This is a genomic window from Leisingera sp. SA32 (assembly GCF_056033425.1).
This window is the reverse complement of sequence record NZ_JBVYHB010000001.1, coordinates 190,989-214,856: the sequence shown is the minus strand read 5'-3', so window position 1 is coordinate 214,856 and position 23,868 is coordinate 190,989. Positions and strand designations below refer to the sequence as shown.

Annotated in this window: 24 protein-coding genes; 8 read left to right on the top strand and 16 right to left on the bottom strand. The window is 63.9% G+C overall.

Annotated elements, in window-relative coordinates; genetic code table 11:
- Positions 1-28: 28 nt before the first annotated feature.
- From rho to AC0IPL_RS01075, 3 genes are all read right to left on the bottom strand, one after another.
- On the bottom strand, positions 29-1,300 hold the full coding sequence (gene rho, locus AC0IPL_RS01085; RefSeq protein ID WP_474271348.1) for a transcription termination factor Rho: 1,272 nt from the start codon (positions 1,298-1,300) through the stop codon (positions 29-31).
- Between the two features lie 174 nt (positions 1,301-1,474).
- Positions 1,475-1,930, bottom strand: a complete 456-nt coding sequence (locus tag AC0IPL_RS01080; RefSeq protein ID WP_474271346.1) for a CopD family protein — start codon at positions 1,928-1,930, stop codon at positions 1,475-1,477.
- Positions 1,931-1,978: 48 nt separating this feature from the next.
- Positions 1,979-2,290: a hypothetical protein gene (locus AC0IPL_RS01075; RefSeq protein ID WP_474271344.1), complete on the bottom strand. Its 312-nt coding sequence runs from the start codon at positions 2,288-2,290 to the stop codon at positions 1,979-1,981.
- Positions 2,291-2,337: 47 nt separating this feature from the next.
- On the opposite strand from AC0IPL_RS01075, the gene AC0IPL_RS01070 reads away from it, so the two are divergent.
- Genes AC0IPL_RS01070 through dnaQ form a run of 4 tightly spaced genes read left to right on the top strand, consistent with a single transcriptional unit; the run spans position 2,338 to position 5,078 of the window.
- On the top strand, positions 2,338-2,937 hold the full coding sequence (locus AC0IPL_RS01070; RefSeq protein WP_474271342.1) for a Maf family protein: 600 nt from the start codon (positions 2,338-2,340) through the stop codon (positions 2,935-2,937).
- Positions 2,934-3,767 (top strand): shikimate dehydrogenase, encoded by an 834-nt coding sequence (locus AC0IPL_RS01065; RefSeq protein WP_474271341.1) that lies wholly within the window; start codon positions 2,934-2,936, stop codon positions 3,765-3,767. The genes AC0IPL_RS01070 and AC0IPL_RS01065 overlap by 4 nt, the downstream gene beginning before the upstream one ends.
- Positions 3,764-4,357, top strand: a complete 594-nt coding sequence (gene coaE / locus AC0IPL_RS01060) for a dephospho-CoA kinase (protein WP_474271339.1) — start codon at positions 3,764-3,766, stop codon at positions 4,355-4,357. The genes AC0IPL_RS01065 and coaE overlap by 4 nt, the downstream gene beginning before the upstream one ends.
- Positions 4,350-5,078, top strand: a complete 729-nt coding sequence (gene dnaQ, locus AC0IPL_RS01055; RefSeq protein WP_474271337.1) for a DNA polymerase III subunit epsilon — start codon at positions 4,350-4,352, stop codon at positions 5,076-5,078. The genes coaE and dnaQ overlap by 8 nt, the downstream gene beginning before the upstream one ends.
- 91 nt (positions 5,079-5,169) lie before the next feature.
- On the opposite strand, the gene secB is transcribed toward dnaQ, so the two are convergent.
- Together secB and AC0IPL_RS01045 are read right to left on the bottom strand one after the other, a co-directional pair.
- Positions 5,170-5,658, bottom strand: coding sequence for a protein-export chaperone SecB (gene secB / locus AC0IPL_RS01050; protein ID WP_474271336.1), 489 nt, complete (start codon positions 5,656-5,658; stop codon positions 5,170-5,172).
- A gap of 58 nt (positions 5,659-5,716) precedes the next feature.
- Positions 5,717-6,226 (bottom strand): FxsA family protein, encoded by a 510-nt coding sequence (locus AC0IPL_RS01045; RefSeq protein ID WP_474271334.1) that lies wholly within the window; start codon positions 6,224-6,226, stop codon positions 5,717-5,719.
- A 115-nt stretch (positions 6,227-6,341) separates the two neighbouring features.
- Here AC0IPL_RS01045 and AC0IPL_RS01040 point away from each other — a divergent pair, with 115 nt between their 5' ends.
- From AC0IPL_RS01040 to AC0IPL_RS01030, 3 genes are read left to right on the top strand one after another with little or no spacing between them, the layout of a single operon-like run.
- Entirely contained in the window at positions 6,342-6,998 is a 657-nt protein-coding gene (locus AC0IPL_RS01040) for a Tim44/TimA family putative adaptor protein (RefSeq protein ID WP_474271332.1), read from the top strand.
- Positions 6,995-8,047 (top strand): murein transglycosylase A, encoded by a 1,053-nt coding sequence (mltA, locus tag AC0IPL_RS01035; protein WP_474271331.1) that lies wholly within the window; start codon positions 6,995-6,997, stop codon positions 8,045-8,047. The genes AC0IPL_RS01040 and mltA overlap by 4 nt, the downstream gene beginning before the upstream one ends.
- On the top strand, positions 8,048-8,647 hold the full coding sequence (locus tag AC0IPL_RS01030; RefSeq protein WP_474271330.1) for a Smr/MutS family protein: 600 nt from the start codon (positions 8,048-8,050) through the stop codon (positions 8,645-8,647).
- 8 nt (positions 8,648-8,655) lie between these two features.
- On the opposite strand, the gene AC0IPL_RS01025 is transcribed toward AC0IPL_RS01030, so the two are convergent.
- From AC0IPL_RS01025 to hslV, 4 genes are all read right to left on the bottom strand, one after another.
- The gene (locus tag AC0IPL_RS01025) at positions 8,656-9,771 is read right to left on the bottom strand and encodes an alpha/beta hydrolase (RefSeq protein WP_474271328.1); all 1,116 of its coding nucleotides are present in this window, start codon (positions 9,769-9,771) and stop codon (positions 8,656-8,658) included.
- Positions 9,772-9,849: 78 nt separating this feature from the next.
- Positions 9,850-11,157 carry an ATP-dependent protease ATPase subunit HslU gene (hslU, locus tag AC0IPL_RS01020; RefSeq protein ID WP_474271326.1) on the bottom strand — a complete coding sequence of 436 codons (1,308 nt, stop codon included), beginning with the start codon at positions 11,155-11,157 and terminating at the stop codon, positions 9,850-9,852.
- 13 nt (positions 11,158-11,170) lie between these two features.
- Positions 11,171-12,241, bottom strand: a complete 1,071-nt coding sequence (locus AC0IPL_RS01015) for a hypothetical protein (RefSeq protein ID WP_474271324.1) — start codon at positions 12,239-12,241, stop codon at positions 11,171-11,173.
- A 1-nt stretch (position 12,242) separates the two neighbouring features.
- The gene (gene hslV, locus AC0IPL_RS01010) at positions 12,243-12,806 is read right to left on the bottom strand and encodes an ATP-dependent protease subunit HslV (RefSeq protein WP_474271322.1); all 564 of its coding nucleotides are present in this window, start codon (positions 12,804-12,806) and stop codon (positions 12,243-12,245) included.
- Positions 12,807-13,024: 218 nt separating this feature from the next.
- On the opposite strand from hslV, the gene AC0IPL_RS01005 reads away from it, so the two are divergent.
- Entirely contained in the window at positions 13,025-13,216 is a 192-nt protein-coding gene (locus AC0IPL_RS01005; RefSeq protein WP_474271320.1) for a DUF1127 domain-containing protein, read from the top strand.
- Positions 13,217-13,362: 146 nt separating this feature from the next.
- Here AC0IPL_RS01005 and trxA read toward each other — a convergent pair whose 3' ends face one another.
- The 7 genes from trxA to AC0IPL_RS00970 form a co-directional block, all read right to left on the bottom strand.
- Entirely contained in the window at positions 13,363-13,683 is a 321-nt protein-coding gene (trxA, locus tag AC0IPL_RS01000) for a thioredoxin (RefSeq protein ID WP_474271318.1), read from the bottom strand.
- Between the two features lie 62 nt (positions 13,684-13,745).
- Positions 13,746-17,099 carry a double-strand break repair helicase AddA gene (addA, locus tag AC0IPL_RS00995; RefSeq protein ID WP_474271316.1) on the bottom strand — a complete coding sequence of 1,118 codons (3,354 nt, stop codon included), beginning with the start codon at positions 17,097-17,099 and terminating at the stop codon, positions 13,746-13,748.
- On the bottom strand, positions 17,096-20,029 hold the full coding sequence (addB, locus tag AC0IPL_RS00990) for a double-strand break repair protein AddB (protein ID WP_474271314.1): 2,934 nt from the start codon (positions 20,027-20,029) through the stop codon (positions 17,096-17,098). The genes addA and addB overlap by 4 nt, the downstream gene beginning before the upstream one ends.
- Entirely contained in the window at positions 20,019-20,711 is a 693-nt protein-coding gene (locus AC0IPL_RS00985) for a nucleotidyltransferase family protein (RefSeq protein ID WP_474271312.1), read from the bottom strand. The genes addB and AC0IPL_RS00985 overlap by 11 nt, the downstream gene beginning before the upstream one ends.
- Positions 20,711-21,709, bottom strand: a complete 999-nt coding sequence (locus AC0IPL_RS00980) for an aminoglycoside phosphotransferase family protein (protein WP_474271310.1) — start codon at positions 21,707-21,709, stop codon at positions 20,711-20,713. Before AC0IPL_RS00980 ends, AC0IPL_RS00985 begins: the two co-directional genes overlap by 1 nt.
- A complete protein-coding gene (gene tsaE / locus AC0IPL_RS00975) occupies positions 21,706-22,182 on the bottom strand; it encodes a tRNA (adenosine(37)-N6)-threonylcarbamoyltransferase complex ATPase subunit type 1 TsaE (RefSeq protein ID WP_474271308.1) in 477 nt (158 codons plus the stop codon). Before tsaE ends, AC0IPL_RS00980 begins: the two co-directional genes overlap by 4 nt.
- Before the next feature lie 59 nt (positions 22,183-22,241).
- The gene (locus AC0IPL_RS00970) at positions 22,242-23,789 is read right to left on the bottom strand and encodes a PAS-domain containing protein (protein WP_474271943.1); all 1,548 of its coding nucleotides are present in this window, start codon (positions 23,787-23,789) and stop codon (positions 22,242-22,244) included.
- Positions 23,790-23,868 lie beyond the last annotated feature (79 nt).

Here is a 23,868-nt window from a genome sequence, read left to right as displayed (position 1 = left end):
GGTGGCCCTTCTCTCTCGCCGGCCCTGATCAGGTGTTCATTGAATCGAAGAATTCCGAGTTCGACTTGGTCTGCTTCAGCTTGGACAGGAGGAACTCAATCGCGTCGGTGGTGCCCATCGGGTTGAGGATCCGGCGCAGCACAAAGGTTTTGGCCAGATCGCCCTTGTCGACCAGCAAATCCTCTTTTCTTGTACCGGATTTGAGGATGTCGATGGCCGGGAACACGCGCTTGTCGGCGATCTTGCGGTCCAACACGAGCTCCGAGTTGCCGGTCCCCTTGAATTCTTCAAAGATCACCTCGTCCATCCGGCTGCCGGTGTCGATCAGAGCGGTGGCGATAATGGTGAGCGAGCCGCCCTCTTCGATGTTCCGCGCCGCGCCGAAGAACCGCTTGGGGCGTTGCAGCGCGTTTGCATCCACGCCACCGGTCAAAACCTTGCCCGAGGACGGAACGACCGTGTTGAAAGCCCTACCAAGTCTTGTGATCGAATCAAGGAGGATGACTACATCTCGTTTATGCTCAACCAGACGTTTGGCTTTTTCGATGACCATCTCTGACACCGCAACGTGGCGGGTTGCCGGCTCGTCAAAGGTAGAGGAGACCACCTCGCCCTTCACCGATCGCTGCATGTCGGTCACCTCTTCCGGTCGTTCGTCGATCAGCAGGACGATCAGATAGCACTCGGGGTGGTTCTTCTCGATCGAATGGGCGATGTTTTGCAGGATCACCGTTTTACCGGTCCGCGGCGGTGCCACGATCAACGACCGCTGGCCCTTGCCAATGGGAGCCACCAGGTCGATCACGCGGGCGGAGCGGTCCTTGATGGTGGGATCCTCGATCTCCATCTTCAGGCGCTCGTCCGGGTACAGCGGGGTCAGGTTGTCAAAAGCGATCTTGTGCCGCGCGCCTTCCGGCTCTTCAAAATTGATCTTGGTGACATTGGTCAGAGCAAAATAACGCTCGCTGTCCAGCGGCGCCTTGATCTGGCCCTCTACCGTGTCACCGGTGCGCAGGGAGTACTGACGGATCATGTCGGGCGAGACATAGATGTCATCGGGGCCCGGCAGGTAGTTTGCCTCGGGCGACCGCAAAAAGCCGAATCCGTCCTGCAACACTTCCAGCACACCGTCGCCGCCGATTTCCCAGCCCTCATCCGCGCGTTCGCGCAGGATCTGGAACATCATTTCGCCCTTGCGCATGGTTGATGCGTTTTCGATCTCCAGCTCTTCCGCCATCGCCAGCAGGGCTTTGGGGCTTTTCGCCTTGAGATCAGACAGGTTGAGGGATTGCACGGTCATATAGATACGGCCTCTACTCCCCCGCTTCACCGAGGGTTTGTCAGACGACAGGTTAGGAAAACACGGATGCCCGGACGGGCGCGTTGCGGCCCATACATAGGGACTCGTTTCGGACGAGTCAAACCCCGGCTGTGCGGCTTTCGCCGACACAGCCCAGCTCTGTGTGTCGCTGCGTCAGAACTTGAAGATAACAGAGATCACGATCACCACCATCAGCAGCGTCGGCACCTCGTTCATCAGCCTGTACTGCCGTCCGGTCAACCGGTTCTGCCCGCCGTTGAAGTCGCGGTAGCGAAACAGCAGCCAGTGGTGAAACCAGGTCATGGCAATCACAGCTGCGCCCTTGGTCCAGGGCCAGATGTAGCTCCAGTCAACGATTCCGGGCGTCAGTACGATGAACAGCCCGGCCAGCCAGGAGACATACATCGCAGGACGCATGATGAGCCGCAGGAGCTTGTCCTCCATGGTCAGGAAGATCGCCGGGGCATCCTGAACCTTCTCTGCCTGCTCCACGTGGTACACGAACAGACGGGGCAGATAGAACAGCCCCGCCATCCAGCTCAGCACTGCCATGATGTGCAGTGACTTGGCGTATGGGTACAGCGTGAACATCAGGCTGTTCAGGTCCATCGGCGTTCTCCCCGGTCTGATCGGTCCTCCCTAATAATTATAAGAATATTAGAAGGATGATGTTTTTGTAGGGTGCAGTGACTCCAGTGGATAAGTCACTCTTCCTCCGCTTATCCCCAGCAGGGATAAGTTTCCAGCGCCGGCGCGCGCGTTCGGGGAAAAATCCGCCGGCGCCATGTATTTAAGGGCGGTTAAGGAATGCGTCATCTTTATGGCGTTGGGGATAACCGCGGGATGAACCGGGAAAACCGGATTATCCACCATTTCAAAGTTATCCAGATTCACAAAGGACGACTCGGCCGGCTGAATCCTGAGATTTGCGTCAACCCCTGGAGTCTTTACTTGGGCGTGGAAAACCATACAAAACGTCCTGCACTCTTCAGCGTTTTTCCCACGGGGTTTTCCACATGACTGCCCACATTGTTCTGGCATCCGGTTCCGAAATCCGCGCGCATCTGCTGCGCCAGGCGGGGGTGGATTTCGACATCGACGTGCCGCGCCTGGACGAGGCCGCAATCAAGGCAGCCCTGCTGGCAGAGGAAGCACCGCCCCGCGATATTGCCGATGCCCTGGCGGAGGCAAAGGCCCGCAAGATCAGCATGCGCCATCCAGGCCGGCTGGTGCTGGGTTGCGATCAGGTGCTGGACTTTGAGGGGCAGCTGTTGTCGAAACCCACCGGCGCCGCCGAAGCGTTGGAGCAGCTGAAAGCGATGCGCGGCAAGCGACATATGCTGTTGTCGGCCGCAGTGATCTATCGTGACGGCGAGCCGATCTGGCGCCATGTGGGCCAGGTGCGGCTCTTGATGCGTAAATGCTCCGACAGCTATCTGGCCGACTATGTGGCGCGCAACTGGGACAGCATCCGCCACGCGGTGGGGGCCTATAAACTGGAAGAGGAAGGCGTGCGGCTGTTTGTCAGCATTGACGGGACATACTTCAACGTCTTGGGTTTGCCGCTGATGGAGCTTATCAGCTATCTCGGGCTGCAAGGGGTGATCGACCAATGACCATGACAAAAATTCCGCTCGCCGGCGTGATTGGCTGCCCGGTGGCCCAGTCCAAGTCGCCGCAACTTCACCGGCATTGGTTGGTGAAACACGGCATCCCCGGCCATTACGTGCCAATGCATGTGGAGCCGGAGGATCTGGCGGACACCATCCGGATGATGCCGAAGATGGGTTTTGTCGGCGCCAATGTGACGATCCCGCACAAGGAAGCGGTGATACAGATCGCCGATCAGGTGACCGACCGGGCAAGGGTCATGGGCGCGGCAAACACGCTCATCTTCCGCCCGGACGGCAGTATCCTGGCGGACAACACGGATGGCTATGGGTTTATCACTAACCTGACCCAGGGCGCGCCGGACTGGGATCCGCAGTCCGGGCCGGCGGTGGTGCTGGGGGCCGGCGGCGCCTGCCGTGCGGTGGTGGCCTCGCTGCTGGAGGCCGGGGTGCCCGAAATCCTGCTGACCAACCGCACCCGCGAACGGGCCGAACAGTTGCAGGGCGACTTTGGTAACCGTATCCGGGTGGTGGAATGGGTCCAGGCTGGCAACGTGATCGAGGAAGGCGCGCTGGTGGTCAACACCACCTCCCTCGGCATGGAGGGCAAGCCGCGGCTGCGGGTGCCGCTGGACGGGCTGCGCCGCGACGCGGTGGTGACAGACCTGATCTATGCCCCCCTGAAAACCGAACTTCTGGCCTATGCAGAGGAGGTCGGCTGTACCGTGGTCGACGGGCTGGGCATGTTGCTGCACCAGGCGGTCCCGGGATTCGAGCGCTGGTTCGGCCAGCGCCCCGAGGTCGATGCGGACACCCGCGCCGCGCTTCTGGCATGAGCTTCTGTCTCGGTCTCACCGGTTCCATCGGCATGGGAAAAACGGCCACAGCGCGGCTGTTCGCGGCGCAGGGCTGTGCAGTTTGGGACGCCGATGCGGCGGTGCACCGGCTGTACGCTGCCGGTGGGGCCGCGGTTGCGCCCATGCAGGCGGCTTTTCCGGATGCGGTCAGGGACGGCACTGTCAGCCGCCCTGCCCTGAAACAGATCATTGCCGCCGATCCCACCGCCCTCGCCCGGATCGAGGCCATCGTGCATCCACTGGTGGCCGCGGACCGGGCGCAGTTCCGCGCCACGGCAGCCAGCCCCATTCTGGTGTTCGACATTCCGCTTCTGTTCGAAACCGGCAGCGATGCAGAGATGGATGCCGTGGCCTGTGTCACCATCGACGCCGACATCCAGCGTCAGCGGGTTCTTGCCCGCGGCACGATGACATCCGCGCAGTTCCAGCATATTCTGAACAAACAGATGCCGATCGAAGACAAGCGCGCCCGTGCCGACTACTTGATCGAAACTGACACCCCAGAGCACGCCGCCGCGCAGGTGGCACAGATCCTTGCCGACATCAGGAGCCGCCTGCCCCATGCGTGAAATTGTTCTCGATACGGAAACAACCGGCTTTGACCCCTTCTCCGGCGACCGCATTGTTGAAATCGGCGCGGTGGAACTGCTGAACCACATGCCCACCGGCAATACCTTTCATGAATATATGAACCCGGAACGCTCGATGCCGGCAGAGGCCTTCGGGGTGCATGGCATCGGTCCCGACCTGCTGGAGCCGCCGCAGCAGCCCGGTCCGGGCGCGGTGACCCTGCGGGACAAGCCCGTGTTTGCCAAGATCGGCCAGAAGTTTCTGGATTTCGTGCAGGATTCCAAGCTGGTCATTCACAATGCCAGCTTTGACATGAAGTTCCTGAATTACGAGCTGGACCGCATGGGGCTGCCAAAACTGCCTATGGATCAGGCGGTGGACACATTGGCGATGGCGCGCCAGCGCTTTCCCGGCTCGCCGGCGACGCTGGATGCGCTGTGCCGCCGATTCAACATCGACAACTCGAACCGGACCCTGCATGGCGCGCTGCTCGACTCCGAGATCCTGGCGGATGTCTATCTGGAGCTGATCGGCGGGCGGCAGCCGGATTTCGGCCTGTCCACGCAGCGCTCCAGTAAATCGGTCGAGGTCGAAGATGATTGGCGCCCGCAGCCGCGCCCGGCCCCGCTGCCCGCCCGTCTGACCGCCGAGGAACAGGCGGCCCATGCAGAGTTCGTCGCCAAGCTGGGCGATGACGCCCTGTGGAACAGCACCAGCTGACACCGCGCCAGTTCGGCAGCGCCGCGCAACAGAAAAACGCCGCTGGGAGCCAGCGGCGTTGATCTTCATCGGACCTGTGCGGTCTGAAACCTTACTGTGTCGGCGCGGCGGCTGCGGCCTCGGACTGACGGCGCGCCAGCTCGTTGCGGTAGATCGCGACGAAGTCGATGTTGTCCAGGTTCAGCGGCGGGAAGCCGCCATCGCGGGTCACGTCCGACACGATGCGGCGCAGGAACGGGAAGGTCATCCGCGGGCATTCGATCAACAGGAACGGGTGCAGCTGGTCTTCCGGCACGCCGACGATGTTGAACACGCCAACATATTCCAGCTCCAGAACAAACAGCACATCGCCGCCTTCCTTGTTCTTGGATTCGACGGTCAGCTTGGTGACCACCTCATACTGGTTTTCAACCGACCGCTTCTTGGCATCCAGATTCACCTGAACGCTGACGTCGGGCTGTACGTCGCCGCCAGAGCCTTTCTGCGCCATCACGTTTTCGAACGACATGTCGCGGATGAACTGGCCCAGAATGTTCATCTGGACCTGGGGCTGCTGTTGGGCTTCGCCGTTTTCGGCCATGGAGGTGCTCCTGCATATAAATTCTTTTGCCCGTGCTTAGCAGCTTGGTCCGGCTATCTCAACGGGGGCCGTCAACCCAACCAGATGGGCCGTCGCGGCGCTGGCCTGGCGTGACATCTTCATAGTCACCGTCGATCACATCCTCGCGACCGCCCGCACGCCCCTGACCCTCGGGATAATGCCGTCTCTGCATGGGGTCCGGCCCCATCTGGAATTGTGCCACGCTGATCTTGGACCGCAGGAAACGGTACATCGCCAGCCGCACCGGCGGCATCAGCAGCGCAAACCCCACTGTATCGGTGAAAAATCCGGGCGTCAGCAACAGCGCGCCGGCGAACAGGATCATCGCGCCATGCGCCAGTGGCTCCGCCGGGTCTGACAGGTGCTGGAACGACGAGCGCAGTTGCCCCATCGCCAGCCGACCTTGCGTTTTGACCAGCCAGGTGCCCAGCACTGCGGTCAGCACGACGATACCCAGCGTCGGCCACATCCCGATGGCCCCGCCGACCTGGATAAACAGGGCGATTTCAATGATGGGAACCATCAGAAACGCAAGAAATAGATACATAGGGCTTTCCTCGAGATCATTCGCCGGAGCGGTAGACTTGCCCCCGCCCGTCACCTACATAAGGTCTGACCGCTTTGGTTTCAAACAAAGCACGAACGCCTAACATGAGGTTTCCATGGAGTCGCCTGTGATTCAGCTTTTGGTTCTGGCAGGAATTGCCGTGTTTCTGATCCTGCGCCTGAAAAGCGTGCTGGGAACACGCGAGGGCTTTGAAAAGCCGCCTGTGCCCCAGTCCGAGGCGCGCAGCCGTCGCCCCGAACTGGAGGTGATCGAGGGCGGACCCGACCGCGACATCACCGACTACGTCGACGAGGGCAGCCCGCAGGCGCAGGCGCTGGCCGCGATGAAACGGACAGATCCGTCGTTCCAGGTGCAGGACTTCGTGCAGGGCGCGCGCGGCGCCTATGAGATGATCCTGATGGGATTTGAACGTGGCGATCTGGACAGCATCCAGCCCTTCCTGGCCGAAGACGTCTTTGACAGCTTTGTCGAGGCGGTGGCGCAGCGCGAGGATCAGGGTCTGAAGATTGAGGCCGAGTTCATCGGCGTGCGGGAAACCAACCTGACCGACGCCCAGTTCGACGCTCAAACGGGCCGCGCCGAAATCACCATGCGGTTCAAGGCCGAGATGACCTCGGTGGTGCGCGATCGCGGCGGTGATATCGTCGAGGGCGATCCCAAGGCGGTGAAACGCCAGAAGGACACTTGGGTCTTTGCCCGCGACATGGGCAGCGACGATCCGAACTGGCAGCTGGTTGCGACGGACGCATGATTGCGGCGCTTCGCGGGGCACTTGGGGCCGCTGCATTGGCAGCGGCCGCGATGACCGCCTCCGGGGCGCAATCCGAAACCGTGTACAGCATTCTCGACTTCTCGCAATTGGATGGCTGGGCCGAGGATGACCATGCCGCTGCCTTGCAGACATTTCTGGGCACCTGCGGCGATCTGAAAGACCCCGACTGGAAGGCGCTGTGCAAGACTGCCCGCGCGCAGCGCCCAGAAGGCGCCCGTGCCTTCTTTGAGCTGTTTTTCCGCCCCGTGCTGGTCGAGGATGGAAATCCCGCCCTGTTCACCGGCTACTTTGAACCGGAACTGAACGGCTCTCGTCACCGCAGCGCGCGCTATCGCTACCCGGTTTACAGGATGCCGCCAGAGGCCCGGCGCACGGATCTGTGGCTGCCCCGGCGCGACATTCTGAACAGCGGCGTCATGCAGGGGCGCGGGTTGGAAATCGCCTGGGTCGACGACCCGGTTGAGCTGTTCTTCCTCCAGATCCAGGGGTCTGGGCGGATCCGCCTGCCGGATGGTTCGATGATCCGGGTCGGCTACGGCGGCGCCAATGGCCACACTTACAGATCCATCGGCAAGGAATTGGTGCGCCGCGGGATTTACAACGCCCATCAGGTCAGCGCCCAGGTCATCAAGGCCTGGGTCCGGCGCAACCCCAGTGCCGGCCGGGAACTGCTGCTGCACAACCCGTCGTATGTCTTCTTCCGCGAGGTCCGCAAGGTGGCCGCCTCCAAGGGTCCGCTGGGGGCGATGAACCGTTCCGTCACGTCGATGCGCAGCATTGCGGCGGACCCCGCCTATACCCCGCTGGGCGCGCCGGTCTGGGTCGAAAAGGAGGGGCACATGCCGCTGCGCCGCCTGATGATCGCTCAGGACACCGGCTCTGCCATCAAGGGCGCGCAGCGGGCGGATATCTTTGTTGGCACCGGCGATGCTGCGGGCGAGATTGCTGGAACCATGAAAGACCCGGGACGGATGGTGCTGCTGCTGCCGATCCAGCGGGCCTATGCGATGTTGCCGGAAGACCTTTGAATGAGCCGCCGGAAGCTGACAGAAGATGAAATCGACCTTTGGAAGAAGGTCGCAAGCCAGACAGAGCGCCTGTCACCGGCCGCAAAGTCGCTGCCGCCCTACCCGGCGCAGCCAAAGCCCAAGACGGCCAAGCCGCGCGAACCACAGGCCCAGCCGCTGCCCGAGCGGTTCGAAATCGGCAGCCGGGCCAGATCCAAACCGGTAAAACATGATCTCAAACCCTCGCTGGCGCGCAGCCTGGCCAGCGATCCGGTGCAGATGGATGACAAGGCCTTTCGCCGCATGAAACGCGGCAAGCTGCGCCCCGAAGGCAAGCTGGACCTGCACGGCATGCGCATTGATGCCGCGCACCCTGCCCTGACCCGGTTCATTCTGTCGGCGCAAGGATCCGGCAAGCGTCTGGTGCTGGTGATTACCGGCAAGGGCAAGGATCGCGACGAACCCGGCCCGATGCCGGTGCCGCGCGGAGTCTTGCGCCACAAGGTGCCGCAGTGGCTGTCGCTGCCGCCGCTGGCGCAAGCGGTGTTGCAGATCACCCCCGCGCATGTCAGCCATGGCGGCAGTGGCGCCTACTACGTTTACCTGCGCCGCATCCGCTGAGCCGCGCCTTACCGGTCCTCGCCTGCCGGAGGGGACAATGCCACCTTGACGGCATTGTCCCGGATGACGATCTGCCCCGGAAAGATCTTTTGCAGCACATCCGGGGTGCGCGTGAAGGCGGCGGTGGTTTCACGGGCGCCATTCAGCAACGCAATCAGGGCCGGCGAACTGGCGGCGACAAAATGCTGCGACTCGGCCTCGTCGGAAAAGGCTGTCGTATCGACGAACTCAATCGGCAGATCGCTGATTTCGTCAATGTTTGCAAGGTTGCCCAATCTGCCGCGCCCGTCCAGCCCGCGCAGACGCTGCGACAGGGTCAGCACCGTGTCCTTGCGCGAGGAGAAGATCAGAAAGGGTTGCGGCACGACGGTGAATTTCTCCATCTGCGATTTGAAGACGTCGACGTCCAGATCCGGGGACATCAGGATCACCCCGCCGAGGTGTCGGGCGCTCCAGCCGGGCGACTTGATTTCGATCTGGCGCAGGGTCTCCATGGTCAGCAAACCGCCCATGGAATGCGCCACGACCACAACGCGGCGGGCGCCCGCGTTTTTCAGGCTGCGCAGCAGATGTTCCAGACCGTCGCGGGAATAGAGCACGCTGTCGCCGTCATAGGCGTAGCCAAGCGCCTTACCCTTGCTGGGCCAGGAATAGATCACGGTTGCGCCTGGGATTTCGATGTCATGGGTCAGCTGTGCTGCGCGAAATGCGGTTTCGGCCTGGGTCGAATTGTAGCCATGCACAAAGATCGTCACATCCTTTTCGTCGTATGGAAGCTTTGCCAGTTCGCGGCGCAGCCTGGCGGAGAACGCGGCTTCGCTTTCGAACTGGTGGCGGCCTGCCATGGTGAACTCCGTTGCCGGATCAGGATCCGCATAGCCAAACTTCAGGGTGCCGGGCTTGTGTTCAGGCGGAATGGAGACTGTGAGCTCCAGCAGGCTGATGCCGTCGGAACGCTGGGCGCCGTAGTTTCCATTCGGCAGCGCGCCGCGGTTGGTGGCGGCAAAAATGGTCTTTGGGGTGCCCAGATCCAGCGCCTCTGGCACCGTGGGGGTGAAACTTCTGTCCGTGCAGGACGCCAACAGCAGCAGGGCGATGCCGCAGGCAAGACGCAGCGCATTCATGTTTTACCCTCAACGAAATAGCGGCAGGCTACTGCACCTGCCGCCAATGTCAAAGCGCATGATGAGCCGCGCGCGGGATTACAGCACGTAGCGGCTGACATCAGCCGAGCGGCCCAGCTCTCCGAGGTTTTTCATCACGAAAGCCGCATCGACGGTCACGGTTTCGCCGCCACGGTCCGGCGCGGTAAAGGACAGCTCCTCGAACACCCGCTCCATCACCGTGTAAAGTCGCCGCGCACCGATGTTCTCGACCGTTTGGTTCACCTCCGCGGCGATCCGCGCCAGTGCCGCGATACCGTCGTCAGTAAAGGTGACGGCGACGTCCTCGGTGCCCATCAATGCGGTGTACTGGCGGGTCAGAGCATTGTCGGTCTCGGTCAGGATGCGAACAAAATCCTCCTCCGTCAGGGCGCGCAGGTTGACCCGGATCGGCAGGCGACCCTGCAATTCCGGCAACAGGTCCGACGGCTTGGCGATGTGGAACGCGCCAGAGGCGATGAACAGGATGTGGTCGGTCTTGACCGGACCGTGTTTGGTGCTGACGGTGGTGCCCTCGATCAGCGGCAGCAGATCGCGCTGCACACCCTCGCGGCTGACGTCACCGCCACGGGTTTCCTGGCGCACGCAGACCTTGTCGATCTCGTCCAGGAACACGATGCCGTTCTGTTCGACCGATTCCACCGCCGTCCGGGTGACGGTTTCGTCATCCAGCAGCTTGTCGGCTTCCTCGCTGATCAAGACCTCATAGCTCTCGGAGACGGTCAGTTTCTTGCGGGTGGTACGCCCGCCCATCGCCTTGCCGAACAGGTCGCCCAGGTTCATCATGCCCATGTTGCCACCGGGCTGGCCGGGGATTTCGAACATGCCCATCGGGTTGGAGGTATCGGCGACGTCCAGTTCGATCACCGTGTCGTCCAGCTCTCCCGATTTCAGCTTTTTGCGGAACATCTCGCGGGTGGCCTCGCGGGCATCCTTGCCCGCGATCGCCTCCAGCACCCGGTCCTCTGCCGCTTTGTGGGCGTTGGCCTTGACCTCCTCGCGCATGTACTCGCGGGTCTGGGCGATGGCGTTGTCCACCAGATCGCGGATGATCTGCTCCACATCGCGGCCGACATAGCCAACCTCGGTGAATTTGGTGGCTTCAACCTTGAGGAAAGGCGCGCGCGCAAGCTTGGCCAGGCGGCGGCTGATCTCGGTCTTGCCGACGCCGGTGGGGCCGATCATCAGGATGTTCTTGGGGTAGACTTCGTCGCGCAGGTCATCATCCAGCAGCTTGCGCCGCCAGCGGCTGCGCAGGGCGACGGCCACGGCGCGTTTGGCTTCTTTCTGGCCGATGATGAAACGGTCCAGCTCAGAGACGATTTCGCGGGGGGTCAGATCGGTCATGGGTATCTTCCCTTCAGTGTGAGGGGGGCAGCCGGTCAAGCGGCAGCACGTTGGAAAGGGGCGCCAGCAGCGCCGCGCGGATGCGGCTCCAGAAGGCACCCAGGATGACAAGGAACAGGCCCAGCACCAGAATGGTCATCGCCGCGCCATCACTGCTGAACACCGTGCCGGCCAGCGTCACGCTGTAGCCGATCGCAGCAATCAGGAAGGAGCGGCGGTCAATCACGATGGCGACCATGGCAAAGAACAACAGCACGCCCAACAGCATCAGGTTGGCGCCCGCGCTGTCTTTTGCAAGCAGGCTCAGCGCGATGGTGTTGACCAGCGCGGGCGCGGCCACCACATGCAGCCAGAACCCCTGGGCTGAGCGCCGCGTCACACGGTGCGGATCGCTGAGATCGAACACCATCGCCATGGCAAAGACCGCAACCCCCACCGCCAGGGTGATCCAGGCAAAGGGGCCGCTGGCCGACAGCAGAAACAGATCACCAATACCGCCCGGCGTGCCGGCCTGGATCGCGCCCATCAGCAGCGCGAGCCCAAAGACACCCATTGCAATCAACGCCATGGCAAAGGGCACCCGGAACCGCAGCCAGAACAGGGCCACCGCCGCGGTGGCCAGCGCGAAGGGCAGCGGCAGGCTGGTGAAATCATTCTGCGCAATCATGAAGGGTTCGGCGAACTGCGCCGTGAGGCCGAGGCCGGCATTGGCGGCCCACATCACCGACAGGGCAATGGCCGGTGCGATCATGCGGCGGCGGCGGATAAAGTATTCAGACAGCCCCCACAGCACCGCGGCGCCCAGAACCGCGGAATAGACCGCCTTGGCCTGATAGACACCCATGGAGCCCGCCAGATCAACCGCCGTCACGCCGGCCCAGCCGGAGGCCAGAATCACCAGGCCGATGACGATGAAGATCTCGTTGAAGCCTTTGAACAGCTCAAAGGGCTCGTCGCCGGGTGCCAGGTTTTCCCGTGCGCCGCGGCGGCTGTGAGCCAGCGCCATCAGCGTCGCGGCCTGGGCCTCGGACAGCAGGCCCGAGCCGACAGCGGCCCGCAGATCGTTCTGGTCCAGCTGGGCCACCTCAGCGGTCCCCGCCGATGGTTTCGACGGTCAGGTTACCGTTGGTGTAGACGCAGATGTCGGCGGCAATCGCCATGGCGTCGCGGGCCACGGTTTCCGCCGATTTGCCGCTGTCCATCATGCCGCGCGCCGCCGCCAGGGCGAAATTCCCGCCCGAGCCGATGGCCGCCACGTCATGTTCAGGCTCCAGCACGTCGCCGGCGCCGGTGATCACGAACATGTCGCTGCCATCGGTGACGATCAGCATCGCCTCCAGCTTTTGCAGGTATTTGTCGGTGCGCCAGTCCTTGGCCAGTTCCACGCTGGCACGGGCCAGCTGGCCGGGGGTTGCCTCCAACTTGGCCTCCAGCCGCTCCAGCAGGGTAAAGGCGTCGGCGGTGGAGCCGGCAAAGCCCGCCACCACGTCAAAGCCGCCCGGCGACAGGCGGCGTACCTTGCGCGCGGTACCCTTGATGACTGTCTGGCCCAGCGACACCTGACCGTCGCCGGCGATGACCACCTGGCCGTCTTTCTTGACACCAATGATGGTGGTGCCGTGCCAGCCGGGAAATTGATCGTCTGCCATAAATGCCTCCGTTTGCTTGCCCCCTTATATGGCTGCAACCCCACGCCGGTACAAGTGAACGCTGGCGGCGGCCGACAGCGGCGGTTTGCCGACCGTCCTGCCATGCAGAAAACGCAGACCGGGACTGAGAATCCAGCAATTGTGGGTCTCAGTCGCACAGCCTACATGAGCGTCACAACCGGCACAGGGTCGGCTGTTTCTCAGAAGGATATGCGCTAATGACGACCGCGAACATCTACGCGCCGCTCGGAGCAGTCACCGTTCTCCGTGTGGTCGATACGATCTTGAATGCCAAAAGCAACCTGATCGAGTGGAATGAGAGCCGCAAGACCCGCAAGCTGCTTTCGGAGCTGTCGGATGCACAGCTGTCCGATATCGGCCTGACCCGTTCGGACATTTCGGCGATCTAAGCAGCACCTGCTTGCCGCCTGTATCAAGAGCCGCCCCGCATGGGCGGCTTTTTTCATGTCTGCCGCGTGTGATCCGGCGGGCTGCGGCAACGAAAAAGGGCTGCCCGCGCGGGACAGCCCTTTGATGTTCCGAATATGGAGCCGGATCAGATCGATTCTTCGATCCAGCTTTGCAGGGCAGCCTTGGGGGCTGCGCCCGCGCGGTTGGACACAACCTGACCGTCCTTGAAGATGAACAGCGCCGGGATGCCACGCACGCCCATCGCCGCAGCGGCGTTGGGGTTGCTGTCGACATCAACCTTGGCAATCTTGATCTTGCCGTCGAATTCCACGGCCAACTCTTCCAGAGCGGGGCCAATCTGTTTGCAGGGACCGCACCATTCGGCCCAGAAATCCACCACGACGGGGATATCGGAGTTCTTGACTTCGGCGTCAAAGGTGTCGTCGGTGACGGCTACGGTGGACATATGCATGTCTCCATGAGTGTGTGGCAACTGGAGTCGGAACCTATGTACGGCGCCCCGGATCGTCAAGGTTCCGCGTACCGTTGCAACGCCGCAGTCACAAGGTCGTGCGGCAGTGGCATCAACGTTGCCGTCCGGGTCCACAACAGCGCGGTGTCGACCACCCGGTCGGGATAGATCTGCGCCAGCGCATGGGCATAGGCGCCCATCTGCCGCAACAGCCCATCGGGGCAATGCTGCGGCGATTGTGGCACGGTCGCGTTGGTTTTGAAATCCACCGCCAGCACCCGGTCGGGGCTGACAATCAGACGGTCGATCACCCCATGCAACCGCTGCCCGTCCAGATCGGCACTGATCGGCACCTCGGCCAGGGTTTCTTTGGCAAAAACAGGTGCAAGCGACGGTTGGGTCAGCACCGCCTGCGCCTCGGCCAGCAGCGCGGCGCTGTCCGGCGCATCCTGCAACAGGTTCTGTGCCAGCTGCGGCCAGTCCTGCGGCGGCTGACCGGGCAGATGCTCCAGCAGCAGGTGCAGGCGGCTGCCGCGCGCCTTGGCGGCAGCCTCGTCCAGGCCCTGATCGCCCGGCAGCGCCTTGGCGCCGCCCAGGTCCGAGGGGCTGAGCGCCGCGGCGGGCGGCAAATAGGGCGCGGCAGGCTGGCGGAAAAGCTCCGGCAGGCAGTGGGTGACGGTTTCGGGCGTCGGTGGCACCACCAGTGGCAGCCCGTCCCAATCACCATGGTGCAGCCGCAGCCCGGTCTGCCCGCCCAGATCGCATTCCACCGCGCCGCCGTCCTGCATCGCGCTTTCCACCATCCGGTACCAGCTTTCGCCAGCCTCGCCTACCTTGCCGGCGGCGGCGACGATCAGCCACTTTTCGGCCCGTGTCAGAGCCACATACAGCAGCCGCAGACGCTCGTTCTGCAACTTCTCCTGCGCCGTCTCGCGGGCGGCCAACATGCTGGCGGGCATTTGCTCCTTCGGCATTCTCCAGACCGGGGTGCCCTCGGCCAGCATGATCTCCGCATCGCTGGGCGCGCGCCGTTTTTCGGTCTCCGGCAGGATCACGATCGGCGCTTCCAACCCTTTGGAGCCATGCACCGACATCACCCGGATCAGATTGCCGGCCGCGCCCATCTGCCGTTTGATCTCCAGATCATCGGTCTGCATCCAGACCAGGAAACCGGTCAGGCTGGGCACATCGGTGCGCTCATAGGCCAGCGCCTGCGATAGCAGCGCGTTGATGCCGTCCTCCGCCTCCGTTCCCAACCGTCCCAGCAGCTTCTGCCGCCCGCCGTGGCGGGTCAGAATGCGTTCGATCAGATCGAAGGGCCGCAGGAAGTCGGCATTGGCGCGCAGGTCATCCAGCACCGCCATGGTCTGGGGGAACTCCGCCGCGCGGGTGCGCAGGGCGGGCCACAGGTACTTGTCCTCGCGCCGGTGGGCGAGGTCGAACAGCGCTTGCTCTCCCCAGCCGAACAACGGCGATTTCAGCGCCTCGGCCAGCGACAGCGAATCCTCCGGCAGCGCCAGGAACCTTAGCAGTGCCGCAATGTCCTTTACCGCCAGTTCCGCCCCGACCTTCAGCCGGTCGGCGCCGGCGATGGGCAGCTGTGCGTTCTTGCAGGCACGGATGATTTCCGAAAACAGGTCCGAGCGTCGCTGCACAAGGATCAGGAAATCACCGGCCTGAACCGGCCGGCGGCAAAAGCTGCCGGGGCTGTCGCCGTCGATCGGTATGGTGACGCCATCCGCGATCATCTGCTTGATCGATTGCGCGATGCGCTCCGCCAGGATCACCGTGTGGTGGCGGCTGCTGGGACGGTCGACCGGGCTGGTCCAATCCGGATCCTCGTCGTCCTCGACCTTCTCAATCACCGGCCACAGGTCAACGCGGCCCGGCAGGTCGGATTTGAAGGCATGGTGCAGCGCATCCGGGCGAAAGCCTGCGCCCGCACTGTCGCGGAAGACCAGGTCCACCAGTTTCAGAATCGCCGCGGACGAGCGGAAGGAAAAGTCCAGCGAGGCATCCTGCAACCCGGCCCCGGTTTCGGTCAGACGACGGCCGAACTCCTGCTGCATCCGGTCAAAGGCGCTGGGGTCAGCGCCCTGAAAAGAATAGATCGACTGCTTCTTGTCGCCGACCACAAAGATCGTACGTTCCACGTCCGAACGCGCGCCCTCGCCGGCGGTGAACTCCTGCGCCAGCTTTTCGATCACGTCCCATTGCACCGGGCTGGTGTCCTGCGCCTCATCCACCAGAATGTGGTCGATGCCGCCGTCCAGCCGGTACAGCACCCAGGCGGCAACGCCGGGATCGTTCAGCAATTGCCGTGCCTTCAGGATCAGATCGTCGAAATCAAGCCAGCCGCGCAGCTGCTTGCGGCGCTCGTATTCCGGCAGAAAGGCGGCGGCAAACCGGTGCAGATCGTGGCTCTTGCGCACCGCCGTCAGTGCCAGACGCCGCGCGCGGGCGTCCTCGACGCGGCGCATCAGCGGCTCCAACCGGTCCATCAGCGCCACATTCGCCTCGCGCAGCTTCTTGGTCGGGAACTTGCCGATCTTGGCGGTGAACGGCTCCTTGGCGCCGGCGCCAGTCAGAAAAACACTCTCTAACACAGGCAAATCAGCCAGTGTCGGTTCGTTGATGCCGGCCAGCTTGTCGGCTGCGCGCTGGTCGGTGGTGCCGCCTTCGGCCAGCATGGTGCGGGTGGCTTGCAGCAGCTCCGCCTCGCCCCCCAGGAACACCAGCGCCTCCAGCGCCGCCTCGTCAAAACCCTCGGGCAGGCCGAACAGCGCCAGCAGCCCGGCCCAGTCCATCGGCGCGGCAAAATCGGCGCGGCGCTGGCAGACGGCGGCGGTCAGCGTCTCAAAATCGCTGTCGCTGACATGGCGGGTCAGCGCATCCAGCAGCTCCGCCTGCGGCCCTTCGGCAAAATCCTCCATGATCTCTGCGCGCAGCATCTGGCCTGCGCGGTCGTCCATCTCGGCGAATTGCGGGCTGACGCCGGCCTCCAGCGGAAAGCGGCGCAGCAGGGAGGCGCAGAAGGAGTGGATGGTCTGGATCTTCAGACCGCCCGGTGTCTCGATGGCGCGGGCAAACAGGGTCCGGGCCTGGGCCAATTCCGCCGCCCCTGTATTGACCTCGCCTAGATCAGTAAGGGCGGCAATCAGCGCGGCATCTTCCAGCATCGCCCATTCGCCCAGCCGCTTGAACAGCCGGTTCTGCATCTCGCTCGCGGCGGCCTTCGTATAGGTGAGACAGAGAATATGCTGCGGCTGCACGCCCTTCAGCAGCAGCCGCGCCACGCGGTCGGTCAGCACCTTGGTCTTGCCCGAGCCCGCGTTCGCCGCCAACCAGGTCGAGGCGTCGGGACGCGCGGCGCGGAACTGTGCCTCTGAGGCCTTGTTGCGGGTGCTCATGCCAGATCCTCCGGCTGCGGTGTGGCGCTGCGGTCCCATTCGCCGTAGCGCGCCAGATGGTCATAGTCGCCGGCGAAGTCGTCCTTATGCACCATGCGACGGCTCGAATAGCCTTGATCAGGGTCGAAATAGGCACTGATAAGGGTACGCAGGTCTTCCCAGATCTTGGCCGGGGGTTCGTCCTCCAGCGGGGCGCGCACTTCGCTCAGCTTGCTGCCCAATCCGATGAACAGCGCCCGGGCCACCTCGGCAGCGCCAATGTCGGCAAAGGCGCCTTCTTCGGCCATCGCTGCCTCGATCAACAGCTGCTTTTCGAACTTCTTCTGCTGCGCCTCGGAGGGCGGCGCGCCGGTCTTATAGTCGTACAGATGCAGAAATCCGCGGTCGTCCATGTCGATGCGGTCGGCGCGGCAGGCGATGGTGAAATCTAAGGGATCCAGCCGCGCGCTGCCCTTTGCCTCAAAGGCAACAGGCCGTGCGCGGGCCTGGCGTTCGCGCTCGGCCAGGACAAAGTCAGCCGCGATCCTGCGGATTCGGCTCTGCCACAGGATGCGGGCCACCGGCCAGGGCACATGTTCCTCCAGCAGCTGCCGCGAGGCAGCGATCAGGTTCTCGGGCGTCAGCGCCTCTGGCGCGTCCAGGCTGTCGCGGATGAACCGCTCGAAGACCTCATGCACGACAATGCCGCGCAGCAGCGCATCGGGTTCCTGCACCAGCGGGTTCAGCGGTTTCAGCCGCAGCACGTGTTTGGCATAGATCGCATAAGGGTCGCGGATCAGTCGCGGAATTTCAGTGATCGTCAGCCGCCGCGGCCGCGCGGCCACTGGCGGGCGCGGTGAGGGGCGCGGCGCCTGCGGGATCGGTACCGGGGCCTCCAGCGCCGCGGCCCAGCCCAGCCATTTTGCGCCGCGCGACCGCATTTCGGCCAGCGCCTGCGGACCACCCTGTTCGGGCAAGCCGGACAGCAGGTTGGTCATCCGGTTGAGCCAGCGCGAGGGCACTGTGTCGGCCTCTTCGCTGCGTATCGCGCGCGTCAGCCAGACCTCGGATGCGGCGATGGCCTGCTGGAAGTCATGCGCCGACAGGCCGATGCGACGTTCCGGCAGCAACAGTCCCGCCTGGTTGCGAAGCTGTCGGTTCAACCAGGGGTCGGGGGCAGCCGCCTCGGGCCAGCTGCCCTCGTTCAACCCGCCGAGGATCACCAGGTCAGCGCCCTGCACGCGCGCCTCCAGCGTGCCCCAGATCATGATCGAGCCATAGGGCGCGTCGCGGTCGCGCACCTCTCCCTGGCTCAGCAAGGCCCCCAACAGATCGGCAAAGTCGCGGGCGGTCATGGTGCCGCCGTATGCGGCCTCGGCTTGCAGGTTTTCGATGCAGGCCAGGGCTTTATGGCCTGCTTTCTTGTCCCACAGCGTGCCTGTGCCGTCTGTCTGGCTGCCGGCGGCAATCTGTTCCGCCAGTTTGCGCAGGCGGGTGACCCAGTCGGTCAGCGTCTGCTCGCCCGGCTGGTGCTGGTTGGCAAAACAGGCCGACAGCCACTCTGTCCAGCCGGGTGTCAGGCTGCGGTCCTCGCCGAACTTGGCAAAGGTTCCGGCGTCCGGAAAGGGCGGGCCGTTGCGGCGCAGCGACAGCTCCAGCTCACGGGTCTGGCGCAGGTGGTTACCGCGCTCCGTGCCCTCATGGGTCAGCGGATGCTTCAGCAGCGTCAGCAGCGCATCGCTGGTCAGCGGTTTGCAGAACAGCCCGGCCACATGGCGCAGGAACCGGCCCGGTGGCGACAGCTGCAAGGGCTGGCCGGCGGAATCATCGGGCAGGATGTCCCAGCGGTCCAGCGCCGCCGCGACCTGACGGGTCAGCATCCGGTCCGGTGTGATAAGCGCCGCGGTCTGGCCGTCCTCCGCCGCCTTGCGCAGCCGCAGCGCAATCGCCAGCGCCTCGGCGCGCGGGCTGGAGGCCTCGACCAGGGTCACGTCCTTCGTGGCTGCATCCAGCCCGGTCAGCTGCGGCCCTTCGCTCATCCAGGCGTCGGTCACCGGGGCAGGGCGCAGCGCCAGCGACAGGAGCCGGTTGCGCGGTGGCGAGGCGGGCGCGCAGTCCGTCCAACGCTGCACATCACCCGGCGCAAGCTCCAGATCCTTCATCAGCTTGTGGAACCGGTACTGCGGGTGGTCTTCGGAAATCATCGGATCATCCAGCCCCGCCCAGACAGGATCAGGCTGGTCAAAGTCGAACCCGGGCAGGATCACCGCGCCCTGCGGCAGCCGCGCGATCGCTTCCATCAGCATCAGCGTGGTTCCGCGCGACCCGGTGGAGCCGGCCAGAATGATTGGATGTTGCGGCGGATTGTCCTGCCATTGTTCGATCAGGTTCAAGACCACCTGCCGTTGCCGCGCCTGGGCGTCCATGGCGCCGTCATTCTGCGCCGTCAGTTGATCCGCAATGCCGATAAACTGCTGCGCGCGTGCCCAGTGGCCGGACATGTCCGACACATCCAACCGCCGGATCGCATCGGTGCTGACGCCTTCGCCCTGCATCTCATCAATCAGCGCAGCCAGGCTGTCGGACAGATCGTAAAGCGAGGCGCGCGCCGCCAGATCCGGCTGCGCGTCCAGAAGTTTTGCGATCAGCTGCGACAGTTCCAGTCGCCGACGCAGGGGCGGCAGCGGTGGCGGCAGCCCGTCCAGGGTGGCCCGCTGGGCAAGGTCGGTCAGCATCAGCATCCGCGGCAACAGCCGCGGCGGGCCCTGGTCGAACAGCATCCGCACCCGCCGCGCCATGCGGGCGGTGTTGACGATCAGTTCAACCCGCGCCAGCGCCTCGGGCGGCTGGCCCTCGCTGCGCAGGCACAGGCCGTTCACCAGTGCGCGGGGGAAATCGACGCCGCAGGGCACGGCAAAGACACGCGGTTTATCGGATGGGTCAAACATCATCGGCGGCTATCAGATCCTCGGCCAGGGTGATCCCTTCGGGGTGGCCCACATCGCACCAGCTGCCGGGATATTCCAGGGCAAACAGTCGGTTGTCTTCGGCCATCAGGTTCCACAGGGTGTTCAGCGAAAAGGCCCGTTCGGCGATCTGGTGCAGCCGGTCGGTCTTCAGGATCTGAACGCCGCCATAGACCAGATTGCCGCTGCGGCTGATGCGCCCTTCACTGTCGGTGGAAAAATCGCCGCTGCCCTTGCGTCCGACCGCGCGCGCCAGCGGCACGCAGACCAAGAGCGCATCCATCCGAGCCGGATCCCAGGCATCTTGCGCCAGCTGCAAGGGGTTCGGACCTTTCCAGATCGCATCGGTATTCATGGTGAAAACCGGCCCGCTGCCCAGCAACGGCAGCGCCGCGCGCAGGCCGCCGCCAGTGTCGAGGATCTCATCTGCCTCATGGCTGATCCGCACGCCCCGTGGCTCCAGATAGGCGCGCAGCGGTTCTGGCTTGTAGTGCAGATTCGCAACAATTGTTTCCGGGGAAACCTCCTCTGCCAGCGCCAGCGCATGACCGATCAGCGGCTTTCCGGCCACTTCGATCATCGGCTTTGGGCGCGCGCGCGTCAGCTCTCGCATGCGGGTGCCGAACCCGGCGGCAAACAGCATCACGGCATCGGGGCTGCGGGGCATCAGGGTTTCAACTTCTCTAGGTTTTCCGCCGTGGGGGCGGGCAGGGCGCGCCGCAGCATCTCTGCCACCGGCGCCATTGCAGGATGGTCCAGCCCGCGCATCAGATGGTCCCAGACCCGCGGCATATAGGCGAGGTAGTGCGGCTTGCCGTACTCACGGCTGAGGCGGGCAAACACCCCCAGAATGCGCAGATTGCGCAGCACGCCCAGCACCGCATAAGCGGTGCGAAAGCCGGACCCGTCGACGCCGGTGGCGGCAATGTAGCGGTCGATCATCTGCATCTCGATGGCGGCGGGAACGTCGCGGCGGGCGTCTTGCAGCAGCGACATCAGGTCAAACGCCCGGTGACCCGCCCGCGCGTCCTGAAAATCCAGCATGCCAACGCGGGCGACACCGTCGCGCTCCGGCAGCCACAGCAGGTTTTCGGCGTGGAAATCGCGCTGCACCAGCACCGGATCGCCGTGCAGGGTGCCGCGCAGGATGTCCTCCAGCTGATCCTGAAACCGGGACAGCAGACTGGCGTCGTGGTCGTCCAGAATGGCATCACGGTAGGCAGGCAGGACCAGCGATGCCAGCTCTGCCAACACCCGCGGACCATAGGGTTCCAGCTCCGGCAGCGGCGCGCGGTGCAGCGCTACCAGCGCATCGGTGGCCGCCTCATACAACTGTGCTTCCAGCTCTGGTTGGCGTCGGATGACCCGGGCAAACAGATCGTCGCCCAGATCCTCCAGCAGCAGGAAGCCATGTGTTTCGTCCTGTGCCAGGATGTCTGGCGCGCTCAGCCCCTGGTCGCGCAGATAGTTGGCGATCCGAACAAAGGGGGCGACGCTTTCCCCCCGATCGGGCGGCGCGTCCATCAGGACGACGCTTTGCCCGTCCGGACCGCGCAGCCGTTCGTATCGCCGGTTGGAGGCATCACCAGCCAGCGGGCCCCGCTGCCAGCCGCCATAGGGGGTTCGCTCCAGAAACTGACGGCAGTGATCGTTGCGCGCGCTCATGCGGTGATCCTTTCGATCAGCGGTTGCCATTTCGGGTCGCTCCAGCGGATGGTCAGCGTCCGTTGGTCGTCGGCGCCGGGAACCAGCGCCAGGGTCAGATGCAGCGCGTGGGCGGGGGTCAGCTCGGCCAGCCGGTCGGGCCATTCCACCAGGCAGATCGCGGTCTCGAAGGCCTCTGTCAGGCCCAGTTCCTCCAGCTCATCAAGCGAGGTCAGACGATAAAGATCGCTGTGCCACAGCTCACCCGCGGGCACGTCATAGGTCTGCACCAGCGTGAACGTCGGCGAGGGCACATCCTCGGGCACCCGCATCAGCGACTGGATCAGGTGGCGGCAGAAATGGGTCTTGCCGGCGCCGATCACGCCCTCCAGCAACAGGCAATCGCCGGGGCGCAGGGCTCCGGCGATCAAGGCGGCCAGTTCGGCCGTTTCTTCTGGTGAGGCCAGCGTTCGGGCCGCGGTCTGTGTCGTCATTGCGGTACAATGGCGTCGCCGCGGGCCTGCTGCAAGCGGGTTTCGGGTTCAGTCCCCGATCACCCCTGGCTGATGGCGGGAAAGCGTTCCTGTTCGGCGGGCAGCACATCGGTTTCCGGGGTGCGGAAGCTGACCATCGTGGCGCCGTTCTGGATCGCCGAGACCTTGCAGACCAACCGGGTGCCGTCGCGCAGCTGTACGCGGGACCACCAGGCATCGCGGGCCTCGCAGCCAGCCACGAAGTCGCGGATCTCGCCCCAGACCGGGGTGGGGGTGCTGGTGTCCTGCCAGATGCGGCTGGCATCCATGATCGACACTTTGGCAAAACTTGCCTCCGGGTCCATCTGCCACAATGTGCGATAGGCGCTGTTGGAAAAGCTCATGGTCCCGTCGGAGGAGAACACGGCGATCGCTTCTTCCATGTTGTCCATGATCGACTGGCCCACCTCCAGCTCGGAGCGGAACTGACGGGTCAGCGTCACCTCGGCGGTGATGTCCTCGAACAGGAAGGCAATGGCGCCATCGGGATGCGGTCGCCCCGACACCTTGTAGACAGAGCCCGAGGGCAGCGACCAGGTTTCCTGGTAACGACCTTCGGCGGCGGCTTCCAGAAGGTCGGCCATTTGGTGGCGCCAGCTGGAGTAGCTTTTGGGCTCCGGCATCATGCGCTGGTCGCGCAGCCGGTCAAAGAAGGTCAGCAGGTTGGGCCGCGAGCTGAGGAAATTGGCCGGTAGCGCGGTGAGGTCGATCAGCACCGGGTTGAACAGCACCAGCTGGCGGTTGCGGTCAAAGATCGCCAGGCCGATCGACAGCTGCGCAAAGGTCTTGGCCAGGGTCTGCACAAAGTTGCGCTGCGCCACCTCTGCATCGACCACCGCGTTCACGTCCACCGCATGGCACAGCCAGCCGGCCTCGGTCTCGGTGGTGGAGACGTTGTACCACAGTTTCTTCTGGCTGTCGGGCAGCGGGATGCTGATCCGCTCCGGCTTGCCGCTGGTCATCGGATCGTGCAGATCGGTGAACAGCGGTTCGGCAAGATTGGCGTCGCGGCCGCGAATCTTCTGGTTCAGGTCATCATAGGCCAGGTTGGACCAGGTGACGTTGCCTTCCTCGGATTGGAGCCAGACGGGGTAGGGCGCCTGATGCACCGCGGCACGCAGGGTTGTCAGCTCCTGATCGAGGGTTTTGTTCTGCTCCTCCAGATCGCTGCGGCGCAGCTGGACGCGGGTGACGCCGTCGATCCATTCACAATGGGCCTCGCGGTTCTCGGCAGATGCGGTGCCGGACAGCACCAGCGGGCCGACATCGCGCAGGAAACCGGGGGATTGCGGCAGGCCGGGATAGCTGCGGGAGAGCTGGTCGCGCAGCATGCTCCAGTCAAAGTTTTCCGCCTGGTCGCCAATGAACTTGCGCGCACCGGAGGACCAGCCGATCAGGCTGTTGTCGTCGAACAGGAACACAGCATCGCTGCGGCTGTCGCCGGCCAGCAGGTCATGTTCCATGCCGCCGCGGCGCGGATTGGGCGACAGCCACCAGACCGCAGCAGCCGCTGTTGCCGCACACAGGGCCACCAGTCCAAACCATTCGATCGAAGCGAAATTCTGCATCATGTCCTGCCTCGTTCAGATCTCGTTTACCCTATGGTGCGCCAATAAAGGTTAATTCATGTTTAATTGATTGCCTAAA